Annotated in this window: 23 protein-coding genes and 1 tRNA gene; 8 read left to right on the top strand and 16 right to left on the bottom strand. The window is 61.7% G+C overall.

Going from position 1 to position 25733, the window contains the following annotated elements; genetic code table 11:
- Window positions 1–2 precede the first annotated feature (2 nt).
- The 3 genes from F3H98_RS19265 to F3H98_RS31145 form a co-directional block, all read right to left on the bottom strand.
- Window positions 3–437: a DUF2948 family protein gene (locus F3H98_RS19265; RefSeq protein ID WP_149761973.1), complete on the bottom strand. Its 435-nt coding sequence runs from the start codon at window positions 435–437 to the stop codon at window positions 3–5.
- Window positions 438–625: 188 nt separating this feature from the next.
- Window positions 626–1918 carry a UDP-N-acetylglucosamine 1-carboxyvinyltransferase gene (gene murA / locus F3H98_RS19260; RefSeq protein ID WP_149761972.1) on the bottom strand — a complete coding sequence of 431 codons (1293 nt, stop codon included), beginning with the start codon at window positions 1916–1918 and terminating at the stop codon, window positions 626–628.
- A 135-nt stretch (window positions 1919–2053) separates the two neighbouring features.
- Complete coding sequence (locus F3H98_RS31145) at window positions 2054–2230, bottom strand: hypothetical protein (RefSeq protein WP_188130473.1); 177 nt, start codon at window positions 2228–2230, stop codon at window positions 2054–2056.
- 155 nt (window positions 2231–2385) lie between these two features.
- On the opposite strand from F3H98_RS31145, the gene F3H98_RS19255 reads away from it, so the two are divergent.
- Window positions 2386–2460, top strand: a tRNA-Thr gene (locus F3H98_RS19255).
- Window positions 2461–2653: 193 nt separating this feature from the next.
- Here F3H98_RS19255 and F3H98_RS19250 read toward each other — a convergent pair.
- The 3 genes from F3H98_RS19250 to F3H98_RS19240 are packed head-to-tail and all read right to left on the bottom strand — an operon-like array spanning window position 2654 to window position 6463.
- Window positions 2654–4906, bottom strand: a complete 2253-nt coding sequence (locus F3H98_RS19250) for a xanthine dehydrogenase family protein molybdopterin-binding subunit (RefSeq protein ID WP_149761971.1) — start codon at window positions 4904–4906, stop codon at window positions 2654–2656.
- Window positions 4896–5954, bottom strand: coding sequence for an FAD binding domain-containing protein (locus F3H98_RS19245; protein ID WP_149761970.1), 1059 nt, complete (start codon window positions 5952–5954; stop codon window positions 4896–4898). Before F3H98_RS19245 ends, F3H98_RS19250 begins: the two co-directional genes overlap by 11 nt.
- Window positions 5951–6463 (bottom strand): (2Fe-2S)-binding protein, encoded by a 513-nt coding sequence (locus F3H98_RS19240; protein ID WP_149761969.1) that lies wholly within the window; start codon window positions 6461–6463, stop codon window positions 5951–5953. Before F3H98_RS19240 ends, F3H98_RS19245 begins: the two co-directional genes overlap by 4 nt.
- 203 nt (window positions 6464–6666) lie before the next feature.
- On the opposite strand from F3H98_RS19240, the gene F3H98_RS19235 reads away from it, so the two are divergent.
- Window positions 6667–7245 (top strand): TetR/AcrR family transcriptional regulator, encoded by a 579-nt coding sequence (locus F3H98_RS19235; protein ID WP_149761968.1) that lies wholly within the window; start codon window positions 6667–6669, stop codon window positions 7243–7245.
- 76 nt (window positions 7246–7321) lie between these two features.
- On the opposite strand, the gene F3H98_RS31140 is transcribed toward F3H98_RS19235, so the two are convergent.
- Window positions 7322–7483 carry a hypothetical protein gene (locus F3H98_RS31140; RefSeq protein ID WP_188130472.1) on the bottom strand — a complete coding sequence of 54 codons (162 nt, stop codon included), beginning with the start codon at window positions 7481–7483 and terminating at the stop codon, window positions 7322–7324.
- A gap of 288 nt (window positions 7484–7771) precedes the next feature.
- Between F3H98_RS31140 and F3H98_RS19230 the strand changes: the two genes are divergently transcribed.
- Window positions 7772–9661, top strand: coding sequence for an ATP-binding response regulator (locus F3H98_RS19230; RefSeq protein WP_149761967.1), 1890 nt, complete (start codon window positions 7772–7774; stop codon window positions 9659–9661).
- A gap of 384 nt (window positions 9662–10045) precedes the next feature.
- Here F3H98_RS19230 and F3H98_RS19225 read toward each other — a convergent pair whose 3' ends face one another.
- The gene (locus tag F3H98_RS19225; RefSeq protein ID WP_149761966.1) at window positions 10046–10447 is read right to left on the bottom strand and encodes a response regulator; all 402 of its coding nucleotides are present in this window, start codon (window positions 10445–10447) and stop codon (window positions 10046–10048) included.
- Between the two features lie 11 nt (window positions 10448–10458).
- A complete protein-coding gene (locus tag F3H98_RS19220) occupies window positions 10459–11850 on the bottom strand; it encodes an aminotransferase class I/II-fold pyridoxal phosphate-dependent enzyme (protein ID WP_149761965.1) in 1392 nt (463 codons plus the stop codon).
- A 347-nt stretch (window positions 11851–12197) separates the two neighbouring features.
- Here F3H98_RS19220 and F3H98_RS19215 point away from each other — a divergent pair, with 347 nt between their 5' ends.
- From F3H98_RS19215 to F3H98_RS19205, 3 genes are all read left to right on the top strand, one after another.
- Window positions 12198–14603 (top strand): putative bifunctional diguanylate cyclase/phosphodiesterase, encoded by a 2406-nt coding sequence (locus F3H98_RS19215; RefSeq protein WP_149761964.1) that lies wholly within the window; start codon window positions 12198–12200, stop codon window positions 14601–14603.
- A gap of 320 nt (window positions 14604–14923) precedes the next feature.
- Window positions 14924–15715, top strand: coding sequence for a hypothetical protein (locus F3H98_RS19210; protein WP_149761963.1), 792 nt, complete (start codon window positions 14924–14926; stop codon window positions 15713–15715).
- 107 nt (window positions 15716–15822) lie between these two features.
- The gene (locus F3H98_RS19205) at window positions 15823–17697 is read left to right on the top strand and encodes an adenylate/guanylate cyclase domain-containing protein (protein ID WP_149761962.1); all 1875 of its coding nucleotides are present in this window, start codon (window positions 15823–15825) and stop codon (window positions 17695–17697) included.
- A 174-nt stretch (window positions 17698–17871) separates the two neighbouring features.
- Here F3H98_RS19205 and F3H98_RS19200 read toward each other — a convergent pair whose 3' ends face one another.
- Window positions 17872–18267 (bottom strand): Ohr family peroxiredoxin, encoded by a 396-nt coding sequence (locus F3H98_RS19200; protein ID WP_149761961.1) that lies wholly within the window; start codon window positions 18265–18267, stop codon window positions 17872–17874.
- 150 nt (window positions 18268–18417) lie between these two features.
- Here F3H98_RS19200 and F3H98_RS19195 point away from each other — a divergent pair, with 150 nt between their 5' ends.
- Entirely contained in the window at window positions 18418–18912 is a 495-nt protein-coding gene (locus F3H98_RS19195; protein ID WP_149761960.1) for a MarR family winged helix-turn-helix transcriptional regulator, read from the top strand.
- Window positions 18913–18923: 11 nt separating this feature from the next.
- Here the strand turns inward: F3H98_RS19195 and F3H98_RS19190 are convergent, their stop codons facing one another.
- From F3H98_RS19190 to F3H98_RS19170, 5 genes are all read right to left on the bottom strand, one after another.
- On the bottom strand, window positions 18924–20207 hold the full coding sequence (locus F3H98_RS19190; protein WP_149761959.1) for an epoxide hydrolase family protein: 1284 nt from the start codon (window positions 20205–20207) through the stop codon (window positions 18924–18926).
- 176 nt (window positions 20208–20383) lie between these two features.
- A complete protein-coding gene (locus tag F3H98_RS19185) occupies window positions 20384–21019 on the bottom strand; it encodes a VOC family protein (protein WP_188130470.1) in 636 nt (211 codons plus the stop codon).
- A 69-nt stretch (window positions 21020–21088) separates the two neighbouring features.
- Window positions 21089–21553, bottom strand: a complete 465-nt coding sequence (locus tag F3H98_RS19180; protein ID WP_149762082.1) for a MaoC family dehydratase — start codon at window positions 21551–21553, stop codon at window positions 21089–21091.
- 40 nt (window positions 21554–21593) lie between these two features.
- Window positions 21594–23195, bottom strand: a complete 1602-nt coding sequence (locus tag F3H98_RS19175; RefSeq protein WP_425294858.1) for a DHA2 family efflux MFS transporter permease subunit — start codon at window positions 23193–23195, stop codon at window positions 21594–21596.
- Between the two features lie 61 nt (window positions 23196–23256).
- Entirely contained in the window at window positions 23257–24468 is a 1212-nt protein-coding gene (locus F3H98_RS19170) for an HlyD family secretion protein (RefSeq protein ID WP_149761956.1), read from the bottom strand.
- A gap of 117 nt (window positions 24469–24585) precedes the next feature.
- Here F3H98_RS19170 and F3H98_RS19165 point away from each other — a divergent pair, with 117 nt between their 5' ends.
- Entirely contained in the window at window positions 24586–25257 is a 672-nt protein-coding gene (locus tag F3H98_RS19165) for a TetR/AcrR family transcriptional regulator (RefSeq protein ID WP_149761955.1), read from the top strand.
- A 158-nt stretch (window positions 25258–25415) separates the two neighbouring features.
- Here the strand turns inward: F3H98_RS19165 and F3H98_RS19160 are convergent.
- Window positions 25416–25733 (bottom strand): response regulator transcription factor (locus F3H98_RS19160; protein ID WP_244621794.1); only part of this gene is annotated, 318 nt, incomplete at its 5' end.

Below are 25733 nucleotides of genomic sequence, written 5' to 3'. Positions count from 1 at the left end.
GGTCACACCTTGTGGGAAGGCAGCGAGGAGGCTTCCCAGGCGGCGCCCAGATCGGCGAGGCGGGCCTCGATGCACTCGACCTCAAGGCGGACGGTGGCGCCGCCGGAAAAGTCGAGCTCGATGGCGCCGGCCGGTGTCTCCGCCTCGGCAAACCGGATCGCCAGCAGGGACAGGATGTCGGCTGGCTTGTCGCGGTCCATCCCCGCCGTTTTGGCCGAAAGCACCCGGTCGAAATGCAGCACGCTCTGGCGTCTTTCGCCACGCTTGCGCAGGACGCCCGAAACCGCCTCCCAGGCAAAACGGTTCATAGGAACCACGAAGCGCTTGGCTCGCGGCAGGAATTCCAGGTCGCCGATCTTCATCACAGCGTCCTGGACATGCGCCGAGATGATATTCAGATCTTGTTCGTCGAGGGCGACAAGCTTGAGCTGGTCCATGGAATATCGGCGCCTTGTCCGGAGCGTTGCATTTCCGGCCTTGTTAGGCGGTCTTTGGGTGCGGTGCAACCGATAGAGCATTTTGCAGCCAAGAGGAAACATTTGGCGTCGCATAAATGCGGCAAAACAAATAGTTAGAGCGAGTTACCGGTTCTGAAAGAACCGGAACTGCTCGTGCCGGATTTCGATCAGCCGGAGATGCGTTCGATGGTGGCGCCGCAGCCGGACAGCTTTTCTTCCAGCCGCTCGAAGCCGCGGTCGAGATGGTAGACGCGGTTGACCGTCGTTTCGCCTTCGGCGGCGAGGCCGGCAATGACCAGCGACACCGAGGCGCGAAGGTCGGTCGCCATGACGGGCGCCCCCTTCAGCTTTGTGACGCCGTCGACGATCGCCGTTTGCCCGGCGAGCGTGATGTGGGCGCCCAGGCGGGCGAGTTCCTGCACATGCATGAAGCGGTTTTCGAAAATGGTCTCGGTGATGCGCGATTTGCCCTTGGCCATGGTCATCAGGCCCATGAACTGCGCCTGCAGGTCGGTCGGGAAGCCGGGGAAGGGTTCGGTCGTGACGTCTACCGGCGAAATGCCGGCGCCGTTGCGCTTCACCCGGATACCGGAGTTGACCGGGATGATTTCTGCTCCGGTCTGCGCGATGATGTCGAGCGCGCCCTGCAGGAGATCGGGGCGTGCATTCTCCAGTGTCACGTCGCCGCCGGTCATCGCCACCGCCATGGCGTAGGTGCCCGTCTCGATGCGATCCGGAATGACCGCATGGCGAGCCCCCGACAGCGAATCGACGCCATCGATGGTGATGGTCGATGTGCCGGCGCCGCTGATTTTTGCGCCCATCGCGTTGAGGCAGTCGGCGAGATTGACGATTTCCGGCTCGCGCGCGGCGTTTTCCAGCACCGTCTCGCCCTTTGCAAGGCTCGCCGCCATCATCATCACATGGGTGGCGCCGACCGAGACTTTCGGGAACACGTAGCGGTTGCCGACGAGGCGGCCATTGGGCGCCTTGGCGTTGATGTAGCCGCTGTCGATGTCGATTTCGGCGCCGAGTACCTGCAGTCCCTCGATGAACAGGTCGACCGGCCGCGTGCCGATGGCGCAGCCGCCGGGCAGCGAGACGCGGGCCACGCCCATGCGCGCCAGGAGCGGTCCAATCACCCAGAAGCTCGCCCGCATCTTCGAGACGAGCTCGTAGGGCGCGGTGGTGTCGACGATGCTGCGCGCGGTGAAATTGATGGTGCGCGCGTAGCCTTCCTGCTGCTTTTCACGACGGCCGTTCACCGAATAGTCGACGCCGTGGTTGCCGAGGATGCGGATGAGCTGTTCCACGTCGGCCAGGTGCGGCACGTTTTCGAGCGTCAGTGTGTCGTCGGTCAGGAGCGACGCGATCATCAGCGGGAGGGCGGCGTTCTTGGCGCCCGAAATCGGTATTCTGCCGGTCAGTTCATTGCCGCCGACGATGCGGATGCGATCCATGTGGGAGCATTTCTCCGGGCGAAGGCCGGTCTCAGTTTGAATGTGATCGGTCCGTCTAGACTATCGGGCCGTATCGTTCAAGGAATTGCGTTTCATGACCGGCAGCATACCCGTTTTGGTAGGCGGCAGCGGGAATCAGTCTTTCGAGTTCTTGGCGCTGGCCGCGATGCCTTCCGGTCTGCTGTCGGCGTCACCCGTGCGCCGCGAGCGCGATTGCGCTTTGCGTTTCTGTAGGTTGGCGCGCAGTTCCTCGGCCAGCCGGGCCTTGCGCAAGTCGTCTTTCCCATCCTTCTCCGCGACTTTTTTGGCCATCGCCTGCGATCCCCCGCGAGATAATTGCCGATGCAGATGCAAACTATGCCTTATTGTGGCTGTCCGATGGCGATTGCCGCAAGTTTCAATCATTGTGCACACATCGCTTGCGCATGCCGGATTGATATGGCAGAAGGCGCCCGCACTCGCTTTTAGCTGCCGTAGCTCAGTGGTAGAGCACTCCCTTGGTAAGGGAGAGGTCGAGAGTTCAATCCTCTCTGGCAGCACCATGCGTTTCTCCTTCCAAATCAGAAGTCTGCTTAGTTGGACCGAGGGCCGCCCTTAAGGCGCTTATGCACCGTTCGGCGCCGGCATGGCGAAAGGGCGTTAGCTTGAGGGAGTTGGTGCACACACGCCGCTTTGACGCAAGGCCACCCCACTGAGGGATGGCCTTGGTTCCCGAATGCGGGGCACTCTTGCTGACTAGTTGACGAGCAGATCTTCGATCCGGATCGGGAAGCGCCGGACGCGCACCCCGGTCGCATGCCAGACCGCATTGGCGATCGCACCCACGGTGCCGGTGATGCCGATCTCGCCGACCCCTTTCACGCCGAGCGGATTGACGTAAAGATCGTCCTCCGGCACCAGGATTGCATCGAGGGAGGGCACGTCTGCGTTGACCGGCACATGATACTCGGCAAGATCGGCATTCATGATCCGCCCGGTCCTTCGGTCGGTGATCGCCTCCTCCTGCAGCGCGAACGATAGGCCCCAGATCATGCCGCCGAAATACTGGCTGCGCACAAGACGGGGATTGATGATGCGGCCGGCAGCGAAGGCGCCGACAAGGCGGCTCACGCGCACCTGGCCGAGGTCGGGGTCGACCTTCACCTCGGCAAAGACGGCGCCGTGCGAAAACATCGCATGGGCTTCAGCGACCGCCGGGTCGCGGGCGGCCTTCGCGGTGCCAATGACCTCGCTGCGGTCCGCGCGCGCCAGAATGTCGGAATAGCTTTCGCTGCGTCCTTCGTCATCGCGGCGGTGAAGCCGTCCGTTGCGGGCCACAACGCCGATGTTGCCGGCGCCGAACAGCGGCGACGCCGGATCGGCCACCGCAATCTCGGCAAGTCTGGCTATCGCGTCATCTCCCGCATTGTGGAGCGCCAGTCCAGCACTTGCCGTATGGCCGGAGCCTCCGGCAATGCCGCCGTCCGGAAGTGTCGAAATGCCCGAGCGAAGTTCCACCTGATCCGGTTCAAGGCCAAGCGCTTCAGCAGCGATCTGGGCGAGCGCGGTCCACGCGCCTTGTCCCATGTCGGCGCCCGCAGTTTCGACCAATGCAGAGCCATCGGCACGCAATGTGGCGCGTGCTTGCGCCGGGAAATGGGGGCAGTGGAACACCGCAGTACCCATGCCCCAGCCGACCAGCAAGCCGTTTTCGTCTCGCATTGTGCGCGGCGCAAGCGGTCGGCGGGACCAGCCGAAGCGCTTGGCCCCTTCGGTGTAGCACTCTCGCAGTGCCTTGGACGAAAACGGCCTGCCGGTTCCCGGCTCGGTTTCCGCATAGTTCGCCTGCCGGAACGCGAGCGGGTCCATGCCGCAGGCCTCCGCCGCTTCGTCCATCGCGACTTCGAGTGCCGCCGATCCGGACGCCTCGCCGGGCGCGCGCATCGGCCCGGGCGTGCCGATGTCGAGCCGGAGGGCCTCGTGCTCGGAAAGGATGGCGGGGCTGGCATAGAGCGGCAGCGACGCGTTGGCGGCCGGCTCGATGAATTCGTCGAAGCTCGATGTGGCGCAAAGTGCATGATGGTGAAGCGCCGTGAGGCGGCCATCGCTGTCCGTACCGATGCGCAGCTTCTGCCAGGTGCGGCCGCGATGACCGACCGGGCCGTACATCTGTGTCCTCGTAAGCGCCAGCTTCACCGGCCTGTTGAGCATGCGTGCGGCGACGATCGCCAGGATGTGAGGCCCATTGAGGATCGCCTTCGAGCCGAAGCCGCCGCCCAGGAAGGGCGAACGGATCACCACGTTTTCGACCGGAATGCCGAAATAGGCCGCATAGGACGCACAGCTCAGCGCCAGCGCCTGGTTGGGCATATCCAGGGTAAGCCGGTCGCCGTCCCACTGGGCGACGACCGCGTGCGGCTCCATCGCGTTGTGGTATTGCGGCGGCGTGACGTATTCCGCCTCCGTCACGCGCGCGGCAGCGGCAAGGCCGGCCTCGACATCGCCATGCGCGGTCCGCGGCGGCGCGCCGACACCGATTGCCGGCGGCGCGAAGTGTTCGCCGTTGTGCGGACCTGTGCGGGCACTCTCGGCTTCATATTGCGGATTGAGCAGGGCAGCGCCTTCCGTTGCTGCCTCCAGCGTTTCGGCGACGACCAGCGCGATCGGCTGGTTCACGTAGCGCACGCTATCATCCTGCAGTACCTCCACCCGGAAGCCGAAGGGCGGCATCTTCTCGTCGGGATCGTGAGCCAGCGGCGGCCGGTTGGCTGGCGTGATCACCTCGACGACGCCGGGATGCGCCCTGGCGGCGTCGACGTCGAGCGCGGTCACACGGCCGCGTGCGATGCGGCTGACGGCGGTCACCGCATAAAGCATGCCTTCTGGATGGTTGTCGGCGGCATAGGTCGCACGGCCGGTGACCTTGAGCACACCGTCGCGGCGCGTCAGCGGCTGGCCGGCATTCGAACCATGCCGGGCATGTTGGCGCAAAACGGTCTCATGCAACATGGTTTACTCCAGGGTTCATGGAGAGGGGCGAAGCCGGCAGCGCAGGCATGGTCTCCGGCGTCCCCTCAAGGGCAAGCGTCAGGGCGCGGACGACAATGCGGCGCGCCAGTTCGATCTTGAAAGCGTTGTCGCCGGACGGCCGAGCCTCGGCGAGGGCCAGGTTGGCGGCGTGGATGAATGCCTCGGGACTGGCCGGCAGGCTTACGAGGGAAACCTCAGCGTCACGCGCGCGCCACGGCTTGGCAGCGACGCCGCCAAGCGCGATACGCGCCGCGCGGATCGCACCGCCTTCGATCTTGAGCGCTGCCGCCGCGGAGACGACTGCAAAGGCATAGGATGTGCGCTCGCGCAGCTTCAAGTAGCGGGCATTGCGCGAGAAGGCCGCGGCTTCCGCCGGGAGCCTCAGCGCCACGATCAGTTCGCCAGGCAAGAGCGACGTCTCCTGCTCCGGCGTCGCGCCGGGCAGCATGTGCAGCGCATCCACCGCAATTTCCCGGCGGCCATGCGGGCCTTCCACCTCGACCACCGCGTCCAGCGCCGTCAACGGCACGCAGAAATCGGACGGGTGGGTGGCGATGCAGTGCTCGCTCCACCCGAGAACCGCGTGCAGGCGGCTCTCGCCGCCCAACGCGTCACAGCCGGAGCCTGGCGCCCGCCGGTTGCAGGCGCTCGCGAGATCGTGGAAATAGGCGCAGCGCGTGCGCTGCATCAGATTGCCGCCGACGGTCGCCGCGTTGCGAAGTTGCGCGGAAGCACCCGACAGCAGCGCTTCCGCGACCGCCGGGAAGGTTCCGGCGAAGCGCTCGTCATAGGCCAGGTCCGCATTGCGAACCATGGCGCCGACACGAACGCCGCCGTCAGGCTGCCATTCGATGCGGTCGAGGCCCGGCAGCCGCGTTATATCGACGAGCCGCTGCGGCCGCGCCGCGCCACCCTTCATCAGGTCGAGCAGGTTGGTGCCTGCGGCAAGATAGGCCGAGCCCTGCTCGGCCGCTGCCGCGACCGCTTCGGGAATGCTGGCCGGGCGAATGTAGTCGAACCGGTTCATGCCGCATCCTTCCTGTTGCGCTCGGCATCATTTCTGTCGGCGAGCGTTCTTTGCGCTTCAAGCACCGCTTCGGTGATGCCCTGATAGGCGCCGCAGCGGCAGATATTGCCGCTCATCAGCTCGCGGATGCGCTCGGCATCATCCCCGGCATGGCCTTCCGCGATCAGACCGACAGCGCTCATGATCTGGCCCGGCGTGCAGTAGCCGCATTGCAAGCCATCATGGGCGATGAAGGCCGCCTGGACCGGATGCAGCATCTCGCCCTCGGCAAGTCCCTCGATTGTGGTGACTGTCGCCCCATCGAGGCTAGCGGCCAGCGCGAGGCATGAATTGACGCGTCGTCCGTCGACGAGCACGGTGCAGGCACCGCACTGGCCCCGGTCGCACCCCTTTTTGGTTCCCGGCAGGTCGAGCCGCTCGCGCAACAGGTCGAGCAGCATCACGCGCGGATCGTCGAGCGCGATTATGCGCGACTGTCCATTGACGGTGAGAGTAATGGAGAGCGACATCAAAGTACTCCATTCAGTGATTGTGATGTATGGATCGAAGCCGCAGTCTGCGGCAGAAGATGCGGGCGCCGGGAGGGTTCCGAAATGACCGTCCGACTGCCCTGACCGGGAATGCGTGCCTTGGTGCGTTTTCCCGGCCTGCATGCTAGTTATACGGAGGATGCCTCCGTTTATCAAGGGGGGACGAGCCCTGTTTGGAAAAAATGGGAACTGAGACCGTAAAGGCAAGGCGCAAACCACGTGCGGATTCCATCCGCAACCGCGAACTCCTGCTTGAGGCGGCGGCGCATGTCTTCAGCGCAGGCGGCCCTCAAGCGAGCCTGGATGCCGTCGCACGGCAGGCGGGTGTCGGCATCGGCACGCTCTATCGCCATTTCCCCACGCGCGAGGATTTGTTCGAAGCGGTCTACCGCCACGAGGTGGATCACCTCGGCGAACTCGCGGAAGAGCTCGCCCGCGACCCCGACCCGGTCGAGGCGTTGCGAAAATGGCTGCATGCCAACGTTCGCCTCGTGGCGACCAAGAAGGGTATGATCGAGGCATTCCAACTCGTCGCGCACGGTTCCACCGAGTTGAAGGCCTACTCGTTCGAGCGACTGACAAATGCGATCGGACTGCTGCTCCATCGCGGGGTCGCGGAGGGCAAGCTACGCGCCGATATCGCACCGGAGGATCTTCTGCGGACCCTTGTCGGCATTTTCTATTCGCAGGGAACGGCTGACTGGCAGCCGACTGCGCTTCGCCTGGTCGACATCTTCGTCGACGGGCTGCGCAAGCGCTGAGGCTAACCCTGTGTTGCCTGACGTCTGACTGCGGCCACGCGGGTAGGCGTATCAAGGCACCACCGCTGGCAGCTATCTAATTTCTCGCATCGTCCGGGTTTGGAGTCGGCGCCTCGCGCACGTCTCGCGGCGGCGGATCGATATGCTCAGGTTCCGGCGACGCTTGTGCATCGCGACCGCGTGCAGGCTTTCTCTTCGGGCCGGGTTTCGGCGGTGGGGCGTTGATTTTCTTGGTCATGGCCAGTTCCTTGGTTGCCGAGACAAACTGCCATGGCATCCTAAGGTTCCATGCGGAGGCGTGCGCATGCTTCCGGCGCGTCACGATGCTCGTAACTCCAGTCCCTGCAAGTAGATGTCATACGCCGCTGGTACATTTGTTGCGCCGGGCCTCTCGACGCCTCGCGGGCTTGGCTCGAGCTTCAAATAGAACGGCAATGTCCATGTCGCTTTCACGCCTATTACGAGCTTAACGAGTTCTAAAATACTATCCGACAAGATCGGGACCAAGCTGTCGGGGGACGGGGCAATGGGACTGCTAAGGCGACTTGAAGCAGCTTTGGACTGGTTCACGCCTGACGCGTTGAAGGTCGATCCGCATGTCAAGAAGCGCGTGCGGATGTTCCTCATCAGCCATCTCTTCGGACCGTTTCTTGGCTTTCCGATCCCGCTGTTTCTTTTTCTGAACGACCAGAATCCGTGGCCGCATGTCCATATCCTGGCGCTGTCGATTTTCGCTTTCTGGGTATTTCCGTTCGCTGTGCGGCCACTTGCCCGCCACTATACGTGGCTGGCAATAACATCCGTGCTCAATCTGAGCTTCGCGATCCTCTGGGGGTCGTATCACTACGGCGGTGCAAGTTCGCCGTTCCTGATGTGGCTTCTGGTTGTTCCGCTGCTGGCCTTTTTCTATCTCGGCTCGAGCCTGCTGACGCGCGCCGTGATCTTTACGCAGACCGCGGTCGGGTTGGGTGCGTTCTATCTGGCGTTCCTTCAGGAAAACAGTTTCCCCTCCCATATCCCGATTCATGAGATGGTCGGAGTGGGGATAATCTCTGCCTTCTGCGCGACCACCTATGTGTTCTTCATGGCGAGCTACTACACGCGCGTCGTGGATTCGCAGTCGGAACTCCTGAGGGAAATCGACCGGCACCGTGAGACGATGCTGATGCTGACCGAAGCCAAGGATGAAGCGGAACGGGCCAACGGCGCGAAATCGGATTTCCTGGCCAAGATGAGCCATGAGCTCAGAACACCGCTCAACGCTGTCCTTGGCTACAGTGAGATAATGCTGGAGGATGCCGAACTCGACGGTCGCGGGGAACAGATCGCCGACCTGCAAAAGATCAGCGCGGCAGGAAAGCACCTGCTGGCCATGGTCAACGACATACTGGACATTTCAAAAATCGAAGCAGGAAGAATGGATCTCCACCAGGAGGTGGTCGATCTCGACAAGTTTATTGACGAAGTGGAATTCACAGGCCGGCCGCTCGCCGCCAAGAACACCAATATCTTCTCCGTCCACCGTGGCGAAAGTCTGGGCGCGGTTCACGTTGATGCGACAAAGCTTCGCCAAGCTGTGCTCAATCTTCTGAGTAACGCCGCCAAGTTCACGAACAACGGCCATATCACGCTTTCGGTCGATCAGGTGGATGTGGATGGAAAACCGTGGTTGAGGATCGGCGTGGAGGATTCGGGCCTCGGAATCAGCCAGGAGCAGCAGGCCAATTTGTTCACCAACTTCTCGCAGGCGAGCCCGGCGATCGCGGCAAAGTTTGGCGGAACGGGACTTGGCCTGTCGCTGAGCCAGAACCTCTGCCGGCTGATGGGCGGCCTAATTACGGTGGACAGCGAGTTGGGGCGTGGTTCCTGTTTCACCATTCATGTGCCGGTCACGACTGCCGCTTTGCCAAATAACGAAGACCGACAGTCCATGATTGCAGCCAACGCCGAAGCCAAGGAGCGCAAAAGCGGCTTTGCTGGATTGTCTGGCGCCTCCACCCAGCACGGCGTGCAGGGCAAGATACTGATTGTTGACGACGACCGCGAATTTCTCCAACTGGCTGAACGTCTGCTGGTGAAGGAAGGTTATAGTCCGATCGCCACGGATGCACCGGAAGCCGCGCTGCAGCTTGCGAGAACTGTCCGCCCGTCGGCGATATTGCTGGACATCCTCATGCCAGGAATCGACGGCTGGCAGGTGCTTCGCAGCCTGCGTGCCGATCCCGCCACGGCCGCCATTCCAATTGTTATCACCAGCATACTGGAAGACAGGAAGGCGGCGATCGACAACGGCGCCGACGGTTTTGTGGCAAAGCCCCTCGACGGCCGCAAGCTCACAGGGGTTCTGGCCAGCGCCAAGTTGCACAGACAGCAGCAAACCAGCAAGGGCGTTTCCAACCTGCCTCAGGCAGTGTGAAAGGCCACAATGGGTGACGGCTCAAGATTTTGATGCTTGTCGCAGGGTCAATGCGATCACGCGCGGCGTTCGCGTGGAATGCCAGAGCTACGGCGCACCGGGTTCGCCGAGGACAGCCTGGCGGCATCGCGGCGATCCGAAAGCTCCGGCCTGAATAACCCGACGCAAAGCCGGTCCGGAGCTTTTCGTCATTCTTGTAATTGATCGCGAACGCCTTTGAGTCAGGCCGCCAGATGCTTGCAGCCGGCGGTCTGACCCAAAGTCTGTCGACCCGGTGCGGCCCCTCGATAATATGGCGCGTAGGCCCGGGGCCGCGGCCGCCCCACAATCCCCCGGGCGGCGTCGGCCAAGGGTGCGGATCGGGAAGGGGACAGCCGAGAGTCCTTATGCTTCTGGCCGGACGCCTCGCGCCGCAAGCATTGCCCTCAGTTTGTGAAAATCCAGCGGTTTCTGCTGGACATAGGGCACGGAAAGTCCGAGTGACTCGGCCTTTGCACGGGTTTCAGCCAGGACGGCATGATCTTGTCCGCTGACGATCAGAATGCGCCCGCCGTAACCTGACGCCGCAAGAAGCTCGAACAGTCTTGCCGCATCGATGTTCGGCATGCAGATGTCGACGGCCAGAAGATCGGGCTTCAGCGCATCGACCAGGTTGACGACGCCCCGCGAATCGGAAGTGGCGAAAGCCTCATATCCGCAACGTTCAGCCACTCGCACCACGAGTTCTGCGGAGGACGGGTCATCGTCAACGGCGAGGAGCCTGGGCGGGATTACTATCCTTTCCATTGCAATTTTCCCTAGGCCGCGTCCGACGTCATTTCCAGCCGTTGCGGCGCCGTTTGCGCAGCCTCCGACCCGGTTTCGCGATAGGAGCGGAATTCGAGATCCGCATTGCGCATCGCCGTTTGCATGGCGCCCACAAGCAAATCGATGTCATCGCGCTTGTGGTCGGCCATGACCTGCACACGAAAACGTGCTCCGCCCTGCGGGACAGCCGGATATTCGACAAGATTGGCGATCGCCCCGAGCGAGGCGAGTTCGCGCGACGCGATGCGGGCAAGTCCCTCCGCGCCCACCCGGACGGGTACGATTGCCGAAGGGTCGCCAAGCGTCTCCAGTCCGGCCTTCGACATCTCGGCCCGCACATAGAGGATGTTGTCCATGAGGGCGCGCCGGCGCTGTTTTCCTTCCTCGGAACGGACGATCTCCAAGGCCGTCAGGACGGACGCCGCCTGGACCGGAGACAATGCGTTCGAGAAGGTCTGGGTCGCACTAAAATATTTGAGGTATTCCGCAACGGCTCGGGTCTTCACTGCGATGAAGCCGCCGTTCGACGCGAAGGTCTTGGAGAAACTCCCCACAACGATATCGACCTTGTCCAGCATGTCTTGCAGGCCGAGGTGACCGAGGCCGTCCTCTCCTATGCATCCGAAATCATGGGCGCAATCGACCAGAAGCTTCGCATCGTAGAGATCGCAAATCGCTTTCATGGCGCCGATGTCTGGCGTGTCGGAATGCATGGAAAACAGGCTTTCCGTCACGACAAGGATACCATTTACCGCATCATTGGCGCGGATCCGTTCGAGCCGGCGTGCAAGGCTCTCGACGTTGAGGTGGCCATGAAAATGGATGTTTTGCGTGGCTGCCCGCGCGCCTTCCTGTAGACAGGAATGCGCCAGGACGTCGAGCACGACGTGATCGTTTGGCCTGACCAGGCCCTGGACTGAAGCAAATCCCGCTGACCATCCGGTGGGATAGAGCACCACTTCGCGCCCCCCGACGAAGTCCGAGATGGCCTCTTCCAGTTTCAGCGAGTGCCGCGTGTTGCCGAGCAGCGCCGCCGATCCAGCGCTATGGACGCCGTATTCCGAGATCGCGTCGATCGCCGCCTGTTTGATCGCAGGATGGGACGAAAGGCTCAGATAATCCTGCGAGGCGAAATTGACGCCGGAAATTTCCAGGCCGGAATCGGTTCGTGCCAGGCAACGGGTCGTTGGGGCCGTGGCCGTCGATTTCGCGTAGGGCCATAGATTGTGCCGACGACGAACTTCCTGCCAGTCGAAGAAACCCGCGACACGGCCGAGCAGGTCCGTTCCCGCCGGCGTGCGAAAATCTCTTACACTTCCGACGAGGGCTGCCTGTGGCACCCGCTCACCTTCATGCGATATCTTGCTATTCGCGTTGTTCATTGTTTCCCCCGAAACCCGGCGCGGTCATGTCGCGCTCTCAAAACATGGCGAAAAGGCTTGAACATCCCTTTAAGCTCCTTGGTTTATTTTACGTAACGGATACTGGGGGAAGACTTCTTAGACGACGACACAATCGGAGTATTACAATGAAGCTACGGCGTATAACTAGCGATTTGCGCCAAATCCAATGGAGCGCAGGTGTAAATTTTTCTATGGTGCAACCATTGGTTTAGTGAAGATGGGTCTATGACTTCTTTGGCGCTTTCAAGTATTTTCTGAAAGTACTGCACGCAAAACACGGAACGTTAAGCACTTGCGCCTATTTTCGCTTTGGGGTTAAGGCGGGGGTGAGCGTGCGTATTAGTCACTTCTTCTGGTCATTGAGCGCGCCTATAGATAAGCTGGTCGGCGCGCATCATCTGGGCCCGGTCCTCAGGGCGCAGTTCAAAAAAGAGCAAATTCACTCGCTCGTGCAAACGATGCCGATCCTGGCTGCGGGAGCGGTAATCACCTCGTTTCTGCTTCTGGCGCTCACGGCCGGGACGCAGGTTTTCCATTTCGTGATAATTTGGGCTGCGGGGCTGCACGCGGTGCAGTTTTTCTGCATGGCGGTGTGGTTGGGATCGCGCAAGGATTCCGGCGCGTGGGCCGCCTTGGCGGATTCCGCTCGTGTTGTGGCTTTGGCCGCGCTTGTCCAGGGCCTGTTTTGGGGGATCCTGCCGATCCTTCTGTTGCCTGGAGCGGAAGCCGCTCTGAAGCTGACCGTGGAGATAGCGGTCGTCGGTGTTCTCGCTGCGTCGTGCTTCGCCCTTGCCATTTTCCCGCAGGCTGCGCTCGCTCTGGGGCTACCCGTGCTGGGCGGGGCGCTGTGGGCGGCTTCGATGTTGGACAACGCCGCCGAAGCCAATGTCCTTGTCGTGCTCCTTCTGACTTGCTCATCCATAGCAGCAATGACGAGCGCGGGTCTCGTCAGGAAAGTCGTCCGGCACCTCTTCACCGAGTCTCGGGTCAGGGAGCAGGGCAACATCATCAGTTTGCTCTTGAAGGAGTTCGAAGAAAACTCCGGTGACTGGCTGTGGGAGCTGGATAGCGATGGGCGCATCGTGCGGCCTTCCGCACGCTTTGCGGCGGCTGCCGGCTGTCAGGCGGAGGAGCTTTCGGGGGAGGGCTTCTGTGATTTCTTCCGCAGAAAGTGCAATGACGGTGAATTGCTGGCCGCCGAACTCGAGCGGCACATTGCCAGGCGAATGACTTTTCAGGGGATCGAGGCGACCATCAAGCACGGCGGAGAGCAGCGCTGGTGGCGGCTGACAGGCAAGCCGGCCTTCGACGAGGCGGACCAATATGTAGGCTACATCGGAACAGCCTCCGACATCACGGCGGAAAAGAACGCCGAGCGGCGCATCAACTTTCTCGCACACCACGACGCTCTGACCGGCCTTTCAAACCGCGCGAAATTCACCGAGCATCTGAAGCACTGCGTGGCTCGCCTGGAGCGCTATGGCTGCCCGTTTTCGGTCTTCTATCTCGACCTGGATCAGTTCAAGTCAGTCAATGACAGCCGCGGCCACTTGGCCGGCGATAAGCTGCTCATTCAGGTGGGCCAGCGCATCCACGCTCAGTTGCGAGAGACGGATTTTGCCGCGCGCTTGGGCGGTGACGAGTTTGCCATCATTGTCACAAGCCACTGCGGGGCGCAGGACGCAGCGGCGTTGGCTCTTCGGCTCATTGATGCTGTAAGCGAACCCTACGACTTCGACGGCGAGACAGTTTCAATTGGAGTTTCGGTCGGTATCGCGATGGCGCCGAAGAATGGCACTCGCCCGGATCAGATCCTGCGCAATGCGGATCTCGCCCTTTACCGGGCCAAGGCCGATGGCCGTGGCGTTTATCGGTTCTTCGAAATTCAGATGGACGCGGAGGCGCGGGAGCGCCGGATGCTCGAAGTCGAGTTGCGGGAAGCGCTGAAAGCCGGCGAATTTGTGCTTCACTACCAGCCACTGGTCTCCGCCGACGATAACAAGCCGAGTGGCTTCGAGGCGTTGATCCGTTGGAACCACCCTATCCGCGGCATGGTACAGCCAGCGGAATTTATCACGATCGCCGAACAGATTGGTGTCATTCGCGAGATCGGCGATTGGACCATCCGCGAGGCCTGCATGGCGGCAAGCCGTTGGCCCAATGAACTTCTCGTTGCAGTCAATCTCTCGGCCAAGCATTTTGAGGCGTCCGATATCGCGGCAGTCGTCCGCGATGCGCTGGCGCAGTCCGGTCTTTCCCCGAGCCGTCTGGAGCTGGAGATCACAGAAAGTCTCCTGATCGAATGCCCGGACGAGGTGCTTGCCAAGCTGACCGACCTCAAAGCGCTGGGTGTCACTGTTGCCATGGACGATTTTGGCACCGGTTACTCGAGCTTGTCGTATTTGCTCAAATTTCCGTTCGACAAGATCAAGATCGACAAATCCTTCGTCGCGGCTTTGACAGAGGATGCGGTGGCGCGAGATATCCTCCGCTCGATTGCATCTCTCGGGAAAACCCTGCGCATGCATATCACAGCCGAGGGGGTGGAAACCCAGACGCAGGCCGAGTTTCTCCGCAAGATCGCGTGCACCCAGCTTCAGGGCTACTACTTTGCGAAGCCGCTGAGCGAGCTTGACCTTGCAAGCTACCTTCTCACCCATTTTGCAACGGTGAGTTTTACAGGTGGAAGTGGGCGACGCCTGACGAAGGCAGCTTCAAAAAAAGCGGGATGAGCAGAGGTCTCTTCCGCGGGGACAATCTTCAAGATGGGTGCCACCGCACGTCAACTCGGCGACAACATAACGGCCATCGCTGGTATGACTGTGCCCGTCGGACAAGTGAAAACACAGTCAGCAACGATTGGAATGCCCATAAGGACAGTGGCGGGGAGCGTGTGCGACCGGTAGTCTGCAGACGTGCCGGACAAGCAAAAGGCTGTCCACGCGGATACCGAAGAAGTAAGCTTGAGGAATTGATGTGCCGTACCGCGGTCAAAATCTAGAGCACGACGAGGGAAATCCAGACAAAACTTGAGCTGCTGGAGGGGAATGTGATGAAACTCGGTTTGGTATGCGCGGCGACATGTGCCGGAATTCTCATGCTTGCCGACGGCGCGACAGCCGCAGACGTCTATACGCCGGTGACGCCGGAGCCCCAGCAAATCGTTACCGAAGCGGGCTGGACCTTTTCGGTCGCCCCTTACTTCTGGGCAGCGGGACTATCCGGGGAAGTCGGACAGTTCGGACTGCCGCCGGTCGATATCGACGCGAGCTTCAGCAACATCTTCGACCACCTGGACTTCGCCGCGATGGCGATCACCGAAGCGCGCTACGGCCGCTACAGCATCTTCGGCGACATCATGTACTCAAAGATATCGGGCTCCGCCGGCACCCCCCGAGGCATTCTAGCGTCCAGCGCAACGGTGTCGTCGGAGACGTTTGCGGGTTTGATCGGCGCAGGCTACGCGTTGATCGACACCGAAGCCGCACGTCTTGAAGTCGTCGGTGGCGCCAGGGTGTGGTCGGTCGACAACGACATCTCCTTCAGCGGCGGTGTTCTGGATGGCGTGTCGGTGAGCGATGGCGCGACGTGGGTCGATGCCATGGCGGGACTTCGCGGAAATTATGCGATCACGCCAAAGGTCTATTTGACCGGATGGGGCCTCGTTGGTGGCGGCGAAGCCGACCTCGACTGGGACGTCGCCGGAGCGATCGGCTACCGGTTCAACGACAAGATTTCGGCGGTGGCAGGGTACCGGGCCTTGGGCGTCGACTACAGCAACGATGGATTTGTCTTCGATGTCGTGCAACAGGGCCCGATTCTCGGAATGGTGGTGCGGTTCTAAGCCTGAGAACCGCTAGGCAGTCCTTCACAGGCGTCCCCTAGGCCGGATGACTGCTTATTAGAGGCGTGCTAATATATTTAGACAAAGCGATCCTCATGGGGGAGACCATGGATCGTAAGCTTGCCGCCATTCTCGCAGCAGACGTTGTTGGCTATTCCGCCCACATGGAGCGGGACGAACAAGGCACGTTCGAGCGCCTGAAAAGGGGCCGCAAAGAGCTTTTCGAGCCGGAAATCGCCCGTCACCATGGCCGTATCTTCAAGCTGATGGGAGACGGCCTGCTCGCCGAATTCTCCAGCGTGGTGGATGCGGTCGAATGCGCGGTGGCGTTGCAGCGAGGCCTCGCCGAGCGCAATGCTGCGGTCCCGGAACCTGAGGGTATCGAGGTTCGTATCGGCATCAATCTCGGGGAAGTGATCGTCGAGGGCGACGACCGCTACGGCGAGGGCGTCAACATCGCCACTCGACTGGAGCAGATCGCCGAACCTGGCGGCATCTACGTGTCAGGCAAGGTCGCCAAGGAAGTGGAGAAGAAGCTCGCGTTTGGCTTCGAATCGATGGGCGAGCAGCGGGTCAAGAATATTGCCGAGCCTGTGCCGGTCTTCCGCATCAGGTTGGCTGATCCGCCACCGGCCAAGAGCTTGCTGTCTCGGCGCCACTGGGGTTCGTTGCGCTGGATCGCGGCGGCCGCTGCGCTTGCCGCGGTCGTTCTTGCCGCGGGCTGGTTCTATCTCGGCCGGCAGCAACGCGACTTGCCGGTTGCCGGGACCGGAGTTCCCAAGATAGCCGTGCTCGCGTTCGACAATATGAGCGGCGATCCCGGCTTCGGCTATTTCAGTGACGGGGTGAGCGAAGACATCATTTCGATGCTTGCGCGCTCCCCCGATCTCTCGGTGGTCGCCCGCAACTCGTCCTTCGCCTACAAGGGCAAGGCCACCGACGTGCGCCAGATCGGCAAAGATCTCAACGTCGACTACGTGCTCGAAGGCAGCGTCCGCAAGGATGCCGACATGGTGCGCATCGTCGCCCAGTTGATCGACAGCAAATCGGGCGAACATGTGTGGGCGGAGCGCTTCGACAAGGCGGGCGCCGACCCTTGGGGGCTGCAGGACGAGGTCACCGGCAAGATCATCAGCTCTTTGACAGGCGAGATGGGGCAGATCAAGCAGGCGCAGTATCGCGATGCCTGGGGAAAGGACGTGACCAAGCTCGGAGAGTACGACTATTACCTTCGCGGCCACGACGTCTTCATGAACGCTCAGTCGAGAGCCGACAATGACAAGGCGGAGGCGATCTGGCGGGAGGGTTTGGCGAAGTTTCCGGGCTCCGGTCTGCTGAAGATCAAGCTTGGCTGGTATCACTTCCAGAACGTCTTCAATTTCTGGAGCAACGATGTGAAGCACGACGTCGACCGCGCCGTTGAACTGGCACGGGAAGGGTTGGAAGGCGATTCCGTCTCGCCCCATGTCCGCCGGCTGGGACACTTCCTTCTGGCGCGTGCACTTTCTGCGCAAGGACATCCGGAAGCTGCCCTTCGGGAGGCGGAGACGGCACGTCAGCTTGCTCCATACGACGCCTTCATGCTCGGTAATGTTGCCGCGACATTCGTTGAAAATGGACAGCCGCAAAAAGGTCTCGAATGGATCGAAGACGCTGCGAAGAGGGAGCCTGGTCAAGAGGCCGTCTACAACTACAGGCGTGGCTGGACTTACACGGTACTCGGCGAGGAGGAGAAAGCGCTGGCCAGTCTTGAGGATGCCGCAGACTGGGTCGACGTGCCACTTCTCAGAGCCATCAACCTGGTTCGGCTCGACAAGCTCGACGAGGCCCGGGCACAAGTCAAAGCAGCGCTGGCGATGCGTCCGGACTTCACCTGCGCCACCTGGGCAAGCTCGTATTTTTACAGCGATCCCAAGATCTTGGAGGCAGAGGTCGCCGATCTTAAAAAGGCTGGCCTGCCGCCGGGACCTCCCGGCACCTAAACCGAGCTGCCATCTGCTTTCGCGGACTTGCGAGATAAGGTTCCATCTCGCCGCTAAGCCTGATGCCAAGGACCGCCTTTCTCTGCGATATCGCGTAGCCCATTGGGCAGATTGCTTGCATGGATCCGGGCGGCGTCATCCTGGCGCCGCCCGCGAATGGTGACCTGATTTCGTTCAGATCAGGTTGGTTGCAACGTCGATGTTGCCGCGCGTCGCCTTGGAATAGGGGCAGATCTCGTGGGCCGCGTGGATCAGTTCGTGTGCAATATCTCGGTCGATGCCCGGCAGGCTGACGTTGAGGCGCGCCCGCAGGAAATAGGAGCCGTCGTTGACGTTCAGATCGATTTCTGCGTCGACAGCGGGACCCTCGGGGAGCTTGATCTTTCTTTGTGCGGCGGCGAGCTCGATCGCGCCGATGTAACAGGCTGACCAGGCAGCGCCGAAGAGGTTTTCGGCGGCCGGGTGCGGCTGCGACAACCGCAGGTCCAGTTGGCCGTCGCTGCTGCGCGTGCCGCCGTCGCGGCCACCAGTGTTGTGGGTCTTACCGGTAAAGACAACTTTCTCAGTCATAGCGAAATTTTTTCCATTCGATTTATATCGCGTCCGTTTTAATCGGATGCGATCTATATATATCCCTTGGAACCGATGTCAATACCATTGCGATTAAATCGCATACGATTTATATAGGGACGAACCACAAACCCTATAGGATGTGTGCCTATGCCCACCCAAACAGCGAAATATCCTGATGATTCCGGGCTCTCTCAGCAGGCCGACAGCAGCGGCGGCAAGCTTTCAAGCTTTCTGTGCTTTGCGATCTATTCGGCGAATCTGGCCTTCGGTCGGGCTTACAAGCCGATCCTGGACAAGCTCGGCCTGACCTACACCCAATATATCGCGATGGTGGCGCTTTCCGACGCAGACGACCAGACCGTGGGGGCGCTCGGCGAAAAGCTCTTCCTGGAGTCCAACACGCTGACGCCCATCCTCAAAAAGCTGGAGTCCATGGGCTATGTCCGACGCCAGCGCGATCCCGCCGACGAACGGCAGGTGCGGCTGAGCCTGACGCCCGCCGGTCGCAAGCTGGTTGAAATGAATCCCGGCGCGGCGTTGTTTGATGCGACTGGGCTTGGAGACGACTTCCCGGTGGTGCAGCAGACCGTGGCAAGGCTGCGCGACAACCTCCTGCGAGCCACGCAGGCTCGACCAGAGTGATACGGCTCGCCTCATCGCAGTGGTCTGAATGCCGTGCGAAGCTCTTCTGAGAAAATCTCAGGCTGCTCCCAGGCGGCGAAGTGACCGCCCTTGTCGAGCTTGTTGTAGTGAATGAGCTTGGCGTACGCCTTCTCCGCCCAACTGCGGGGCGCCTGATAGAGCTCATCGGGGAAGGCGCTCACCGCGACCGGGATCTTGATGCCCCGAGGGTCGAAGAAGCCGCCCGTCGGATGGTGCGCGTTGTCCCAGTAGAGGCGCGCCGACGAGATCGCGGTATTGGTGAGCCAGTAGAGTGTGACGTTGTCGAGGATATCGTCCTTCGACAGCCCCTCGGTCCGGCCGGCGAAGGCGCGGGCGATCAGCTTCTGGCTGCGATCGTCGTGGTCGATCATCCATGCCGCTAATCCTACGGGCGAATCGGCGAGGGCGTACAGCGTCTGCGGGCGGTTGTTCATCTCGATTGCGTAGCCCAGGCCGTTCTTGAAGAAGAAGTCGAGCTGGTCCCAGGCATGTTTCTCGTCGGGTGAGAGCCCGGCGGGCGGCGGACTGCCTGCTGCAAGTGCTTTGGAAATCTCTGCCGGCACCGTCGCCGGCATGTTGGTGTGGATGCCAAGCAATCCAGGCGGCTCCTGTACCGCCATAAACTCGGTGACGGCATTGCCCCAGTCGCCACCCTGCGCCACATACCGCGTGTAGCCGAGGCGCTGCATCAACACCGCCCATGCTTTCGCGATGCGAGGAGGATTCCAGCCGACCGCCGCCGGTTTTCCGGAAAAGCCGTAGCCTGGCAGCGATGGGATTACGAGGTGGAAGGCATCCGCCGCCGTCCCGCCGTACGCCTCGGGGTCGGTCAGCGGACCGATGATCTTAAGCTGCTCGATTATCGAGCCGGGCCAGCCATGTGTGACGATCATCGGCAATGCGTCGTCATGCCTCGAACGAACATGAATGAAGTGAATATCGAGCCCGTCGATCTCGGTGATGAAATTTGGCACCGCGTTAAGCCGTGCCTCCACCTTGCGCCAGTCGTGATTGGCCCAGTGCTGCACCATTTGCTGCATCGTCGCGAGTTGCACGCCCTGCGTTGTATCCGGCACCTGTTCCTTGTCCGGCCATTTGGTCGCCTGGATGCGCCGGTGCAGATCGGCGAGGTCCGCGTCAGGAAAATCAATGGTGAACGGGTGGATTGCCTCGGGGCCGGCCGCCGCGCGCAGGGCTCGTGGAAACAGGCTGACGGCGCCGGCTGCAGTGGTGGCAGCAAGCAATTCGCGCCGGGTAAGCGACAGTGCTGACATGATATCCTCCGATCTAAGTGATCTGTTGTGGATACTTACGATTGGTCCCTGCAGCGGGCGGTCCACCCGAGCCTCGGCAGTGCTTGTTCACGATGCTCGGGTGGCGGGGTATGTGCATGCGATAGCTGCGCAGACCGGTGGCCATTTCAAATTCGGGCCGAACCTACCGTTGCTGCCTACTGCGGGAGCGTCTTGCCGGCCTGCTCGGCGACGATGTACTGGGCGTACCAGGCGGGCCAGTTCTCATCGTGCTGGCCACCATTGCGCTTCTCATGTTCGCCGTGCGCGGTCGCGGCACGTATGAGTGCGGCCTCGAGTTCTGTCGATGAGGTGAACGTCGTGTCGCCCGCCTCCACGCGCCCGGGCAGTCGCGCGGTGATTTCCTGCAACAGCCAGCTGTTGCCGTCCGGATCGCTGAAGGTTGCGAACGAGTTATAGGTGCGCCGTTCCGGATCACGGCCGCTGACCGTGGGTCCTCCGATGGCGGTGCGGTGGAACACTTCACTGACATCGGCGCCCTGAGAAATGAGTTCGGTGCGTGCTGCCTCGATGTCGGAAACGATGAGATAGAGCCCCTGCGCCGACCCCGGCGCTGCCGACGTCAGCCCCTTGCCGAAGTGGATCGAGGCAGGAGAGCCAGGCGGCGTGAACTGGACGACCCGGAACGCCTCGCCATTAACGAAGTCGGCGTCGAGCCTCCAGCCCAGGCCGCCATAGAATTTCTTGGCGCGGTCGACATCTGCAACAGGGATGATGACGACTTCCAGCTTCAGGTCTACCGCTGGTTTTGTGGCTGTCGAAGTATCGCTCATTTTTATCTCCATAGATTTGGACGTTGAGAATGGTAACGCTGGCGGCTGCTGGCAGCGCTGTGGCGAGCCTCAGTTTGCTGCTTTGCGCAAAACGACGAGCTTGGCCTTGAGGATCTGGACAACCTCGTCGCGCTGATTGACCGTGCGGCTCACAATGGCTGCGATGCCCCGGTCGGGCTTCGAACGCGAAGGCGTGATCTCGATCACCTCGCTTTCCACGTGCAGGGTATCGCCAGGGCGCGTCGGAGCCGGCCAGTTGATCTCGCCTCCCGCCCCGATGATTCCACCAGCCAAGGGCAAGCCGGACTCCACGTTGAGACGCATTGTGATGGCGGCTGTGTGCCATCCGCTTGCCGCCAGGCCCTTGAAGAATGTGTCCCTGGCCGCTTCCTCGTCAGTATGGAACGGCTGCGGGTCGAATTGAGCCGCGAACGCCTTGATCTGTGCTTCGTCAATCGTATGGGTCGCGCTTTTGAACTGCTGTCCGACATGGAGTTCGTCCAGATAAAGGCGAGGGGACGCGGCGTTGCTCATCATTTCCTCCTTGGCTTGGTCAGTTTCGATGGTCAGCAGTTCAGTGGGCGCCCGCACCCGCACCGCCGACCTCAATCTTTCGGGTGAAAAGCAGCGCCACTGCGGCGAGCGCAAGCACCACGCCGATCACGGCGAAGGTGTCGCTGAAGCCCAGGATGAGGGCCTGACGGCGCACGGTCGCGCCGATTGCGGCGATCGCCTTGTGCTGCGCAACGGCAAGATCAGTCACGCCATGCGTCATGAAATATTGCGTCAGGTCGTTGATCCTGTCGCGTACCTCATCCCGAAAGGTTGTGACCGACTGGCCAATGATGTTCGAGTGGAACTGCTCGCGCTTGGTCAGCACCGTCGCGAGCGTAGCCGTGCCGACCGCACCGCCGAGGTTGCGCAGCATGTTCGTAAGCCCGGATGCGGCAGCTGCCTCGCTCGGGGCAATGCCGGCTGTCGTGATCACGGTAATCGGCGTCAGCACCAGTGCCTGGCCGATGGCGCGCACGATGTTGGGCACGAAGAACTGGTCGCCGGCGCTGTCGAGTGAAAGGGTGATGTTCATGAAACAGCTCGCAGCGAAGATGCTGATGCCGACAAAGCCGATGTAGCGGGCATCAAACCGCTTCATCAGCAGCGGAACAAGCGGAATAATGAGCAGCTGCGGCAGGCCGGTCCACGCGAGCACCAGCCCGATCTGCTCTGCGTTATAGCGCTGCACCTGCCCGAGATACTGCGGCAGGATGTAGACCGTGCCGAACAGCGCAACGCCGACCAGCACGTTGACCAGGACGCCGATACCGAAGTTACGGCGCTTCAGGAGGCGCAGCTGCACGAGCGGCTTCTCGACGGTCAGTTCGATGATCACGAAGGCGATCAGGAACACGGCGGCCGTCAGGGCGAGCTTGACGATGAACGGCGACTGGAACCAGTCGTCCTTGTTGCCCTCCTCGAGCACGGTCTGCAGAGCGGAGAGCCCGATCGCCATGGTGACGATTCCGGCCCAGTCGCCTTGTCTGAGCAGCGACAGCTGCATCGGCGTCTTTTCCAGCGTGAAGTAGAGTGCGATGACCATCGCGATGCTGGGCGGTGTGTTGACGAAGAAGATGGTCTGCCAGCCATAATTCTCGGTCAGGTAACCGCCGATGGTCGGGCCGATCGCGGGGGCGAAGGTAACCGACAGCGCAAAGAGCGCCAGGCCGAACGGCTGCTGCGCCTTCGGCAATTTGGTCAGCACCATGGTGAAGGCCATCGGGATCAGCACGCCGCCTGCGAAGCCCTGCAGGCCGCGCAGCACGATCATCGTCCCAAGGTCATGGGCGAAGGAGCAGGCGGCGGAGAAGAGCGGGAACAGGATGGCATTTGCCAGCATGTAGCGCCGGAACGAAAAGACGCGGCTCAAATAATCGGTGAGGGGGATCACCACGATCTCGCCGATGAGATATGAGGTCGATATCCAGGCGCCGTTGTCGACACCGGTGCCGATGCCGCCCTCGATCTCGAGCAGGGACGCGTTGGTGATCTGGATGTTGAGGATCGCCATGAACGCGCCGATCATACCGGCGAGTACTGCGATCCATGCGGTGGCGCTGGCTCTCTCGGAAGTGACGGCCGCAGCAGGGGCGGCAGGAGAGCCAGGCGAAACTGATTGCATTGTGGTGGACATCGCACTCTCCTGCCGGGCCTCGGCTGGTGAGATAGGGGGCTGATCGGCCTCAGTTGACACGCCCCGATGCCGAGGCGACTTCGGTCATTGCTTGCTTGGTGTCGATGGTCGGGTAGACCGACATGCCCGGCCGCAGCACCACCGAAAGCGGGCTGCCATCGTCGAGCACGATCTTCACGGGGATGCGCTGCACCACCTTGGTGAAGTTGCCGGTCGCGTTGTCCGGCGGCAGCAGCGCGAACTCCTGGCCGCTGGCGGGCGAGATGCTGTCGACATGCCCCTGGAAGACCTGGCCGGGGAAGGTATCGACTTCGATCTCCACCTTCTGTCCGGTGCGCACCTTGGTGAGCTGGGTCTCCTTGTAGTTGGCGACAATGTAGGCGGCGTGGGTTGGCACCACGGCCATCAGTTGCGTGCCCGCCTGGACGTACTGGCCGACCCGCAATGTGCGGTTGCCGATCACGCCGTCGATGGGGGCGACGAGGGCGGTGTAGGAGAGGTTCAATTCGGCCTGATCTTCAACTGCCTTGGCGCTGTCGAGCGCCGCCTCGGCCTGGGCGAGTTCGGCCCTGATCACGTCGAGCTGCCGGGTCGCATTGGCAAGCGTTGCGACGTCCCGCGTAACCGCGGCACGCGCGGCGGCGATGCGAGAGGCGGCCAGCTGCGCGTTCTGAACTGTGCCGTATCCGCTCTTCGCCAGCCTGGCATAACGCTGGTCGTCCTGCTCGGCGAAGGTTTCGTCGGCCTTGTCCGCTTCGACAGTCGCCTTGGCCGCGTCGATTGCGGATTGCTGAGCGGCGAGGGCCGCCTGCTTGTTGGCGATGTTGGCTTCGGCTGCCTCCACCTGGGCCTTGGCCTGCTCGAGGCTGACCTTGAAATCGCGATCGTCGATGCGGGCCAGTATCTGCCCTGCCTTTACGGTTTCGTTGTCGCCGACGAGCACCGTGGCGATATAACCCGAGACTTTCGGAGCGATGGTGGTGCTGTCAGCCTTCACATAGGCGTCGTCCGTCGACACCTCGAAGCGACCCGCCGTCCAGTAATTCCAGCCGAAGTCGGCCGCGCCCGCCAGGGCAGCCACAGCCACGCTGGCGAAGAGCAGCGGACGCAGCCACCGCCTGCGAACCGGCTTTGGTGCATCGGCAACCACCGCAGGCACCTGGGGGGCTGAGACGGGGTCTTGCGGCATTTCGATGCCAGGCGCCGCCTCACCAGCCGGAAGTGACTTTTCCATTGTGAAGACTGTCTGGTGCTGGCTCATGGCCGTCCCTTTTCGTCCAGCGAGAGCCGGAAATCCGGCTTGCTCTATTTAGGAAAACTGATAGTTTCGTAAATAGTCGTGCCACAAACGGTTGTCAATGGAATTTGGAAAACGAACATGGTCCATAATACCAAAGTTATAAAACGCTCTCGCGGACGTCCGCAGATCCGGCCCGACGAAGAGACGCGGCAACTGATCCTCGCCGCGGCGCGTGAGGAGTTTCATGCCGATGGCTATGCGGGCTCCAGCATGGTTCGCGTGGCCGAGCGAGCGGGCGTGTCGACGAAGACGATGTACCGCCTGATCCCGACCAAGGCCGAGCTGTTCCAAAACGTCATCTCCGATCGGATATCGCGCTTCGTGCTGGAGATGGACGAGAAGCATCTCGATACTCTGCCGATCGAGCAGGCCCTCGAGCACATACTCATCACCTACGGAAACTTGAGCCTCGACCCGGACACCGTTTCGAACCTCCGCCTCGTCTTCGCGGAGAGCGATCGCTTTCCCGAGATCGCCGCAGCGTTCTTCGAAATCGCCATCCGCCGCACCACCGAAACCATGGAGGAATGGCTGAAACGACAACACGAGCACGGGGAAATCGAGGTGGATGATCCAACGATTGCCGTTGGCATGCTCAGAGGCATGATGATCATGGAGCCGCAGCGCGCCATCATGCTCGGCCTGCGCACGCCACCGGATCGGTCCGAGATTGCGAGGCGGGCGCAGTACTGCGCGCGTCTTTTCCTCGACGGGTGCCGGCCGCGGAGCCTCCATGACCCTATCCCGTGATCAATTCCATCCGGGGATTGGCGCGACCGCGGGATCGCTGATGCGTCGCCCGAAAGTGTCCTCGGTTTCGGGAGAAACGACGCGCATAAACAACAAGCTGCAGCGTGGCCGCCGAGTCCCATTCGGCGCTACGCGCTGTAGACGGCTGCGAGGATGGTTCAAGCCGAAGCCTTCGCCGCGCCAGGCTCGCGCATCGGCTCGGGCAGCGTTTCCCATGCCCGTATCAACTCGCCGATGGAGGCGGCCTCCATCTTGCGCATGACATTGCCGCGATGCAGCTTGACCGTCACTTCGCTGATGGCGAGGTCGAAGGCGATCTGCTTGTTGAGGCGTCCATGCGCCACTTCATGCAGCACCTCGCGCTCGCGGGGCGTCAGCGTCTCGAGGCGGTCGACATTGCGCTTGACGATCCGGGCTTCCTCGCGCCGCGCCGCGTCCATCGCAATGCCCGCGATCACCGCATCAAGCAGCGTTTG

This window comes from Neomesorhizobium albiziae, from assembly GCF_900114255.1.
Classification (GTDB): domain Bacteria; phylum Pseudomonadota; class Alphaproteobacteria; order Rhizobiales; family Rhizobiaceae; genus Neomesorhizobium; species Neomesorhizobium albiziae.
The sequence above is the reverse complement of the archived record's forward strand: the minus strand, read 5'-3'. Positions and strand labels throughout refer to the sequence as shown.

Bases quoted from the DNA above. Each gene is read 5' to 3' on its own strand.
- F3H98_RS19265 (WP_149761973.1), bottom strand. From the start codon at position 437: ATGGACCAGCTCAAGCTTGTCGCCCTCGACGAACAAGATCTGAATATC.
- murA (WP_149761972.1), bottom strand. From the start codon at position 1,918: ATGGATCGCATCCGCATCGTCGGCGGCAATGAACTGACCGGCAGAATA.
- F3H98_RS31145 (WP_188130473.1), bottom strand. From the start codon at position 2,230: ATGGCCAAAAAAGTCGCGGAGAAGGATGGGAAAGACGACTTGCGCAAG.
- F3H98_RS19250 (WP_149761971.1), bottom strand. From the start codon at position 4,906: ATGTTGCATGAGACCGTTTTGCGCCAACATGCCCGGCATGGTTCGAAT.
- F3H98_RS19245 (WP_149761970.1), bottom strand. From the start codon at position 5,954: ATGAACCGGTTCGACTACATTCGCCCGGCCAGCATTCCCGAAGCGGTC.
- F3H98_RS19240 (WP_149761969.1), bottom strand. From the start codon at position 6,463: ATGTCGCTCTCCATTACTCTCACCGTCAATGGACAGTCGCGCATAATC.
- F3H98_RS19235 (WP_149761968.1), top strand. From the start codon at position 6,667: ATGGGAACTGAGACCGTAAAGGCAAGGCGCAAACCACGTGCGGATTCC.
- F3H98_RS31140 (WP_188130472.1), bottom strand. From the start codon at position 7,483: ATGACCAAGAAAATCAACGCCCCACCGCCGAAACCCGGCCCGAAGAGA.
- F3H98_RS19230 (WP_149761967.1), top strand. From the start codon at position 7,772: ATGGGACTGCTAAGGCGACTTGAAGCAGCTTTGGACTGGTTCACGCCT.
- F3H98_RS19225 (WP_149761966.1), bottom strand. From the start codon at position 10,447: ATGGAAAGGATAGTAATCCCGCCCAGGCTCCTCGCCGTTGACGATGAC.
- F3H98_RS19220 (WP_149761965.1), bottom strand. From the start codon at position 11,850: ATGAACAACGCGAATAGCAAGATATCGCATGAAGGTGAGCGGGTGCCA.
- F3H98_RS19210 (WP_149761963.1), top strand. From the start codon at position 14,924: ATGAAACTCGGTTTGGTATGCGCGGCGACATGTGCCGGAATTCTCATG.
- F3H98_RS19205 (WP_149761962.1), top strand. From the start codon at position 15,823: ATGGATCGTAAGCTTGCCGCCATTCTCGCAGCAGACGTTGTTGGCTAT.
- F3H98_RS19200 (WP_149761961.1), bottom strand. From the start codon at position 18,267: ATGACTGAGAAAGTTGTCTTTACCGGTAAGACCCACAACACTGGTGGC.
- F3H98_RS19195 (WP_149761960.1), top strand. From the start codon at position 18,418: ATGCCCACCCAAACAGCGAAATATCCTGATGATTCCGGGCTCTCTCAG.
- F3H98_RS19190 (WP_149761959.1), bottom strand. From the start codon at position 20,207: ATGTCAGCACTGTCGCTTACCCGGCGCGAATTGCTTGCTGCCACCACT.
- F3H98_RS19185 (WP_188130470.1), bottom strand. From the start codon at position 21,019: ATGAGCGATACTTCGACAGCCACAAAACCAGCGGTAGACCTGAAGCTG.
- F3H98_RS19180 (WP_149762082.1), bottom strand. From the start codon at position 21,553: ATGAGCAACGCCGCGTCCCCTCGCCTTTATCTGGACGAACTCCATGTC.
- F3H98_RS19175 (WP_425294858.1), bottom strand. From the start codon at position 23,195: ATGCAATCAGTTTCGCCTGGCTCTCCTGCCGCCCCTGCTGCGGCCGTC.
- F3H98_RS19170 (WP_149761956.1), bottom strand. From the start codon at position 24,468: ATGAGCCAGCACCAGACAGTCTTCACAATGGAAAAGTCACTTCCGGCT.
- F3H98_RS19165 (WP_149761955.1), top strand. From the start codon at position 24,586: ATGGTCCATAATACCAAAGTTATAAAACGCTCTCGCGGACGTCCGCAG.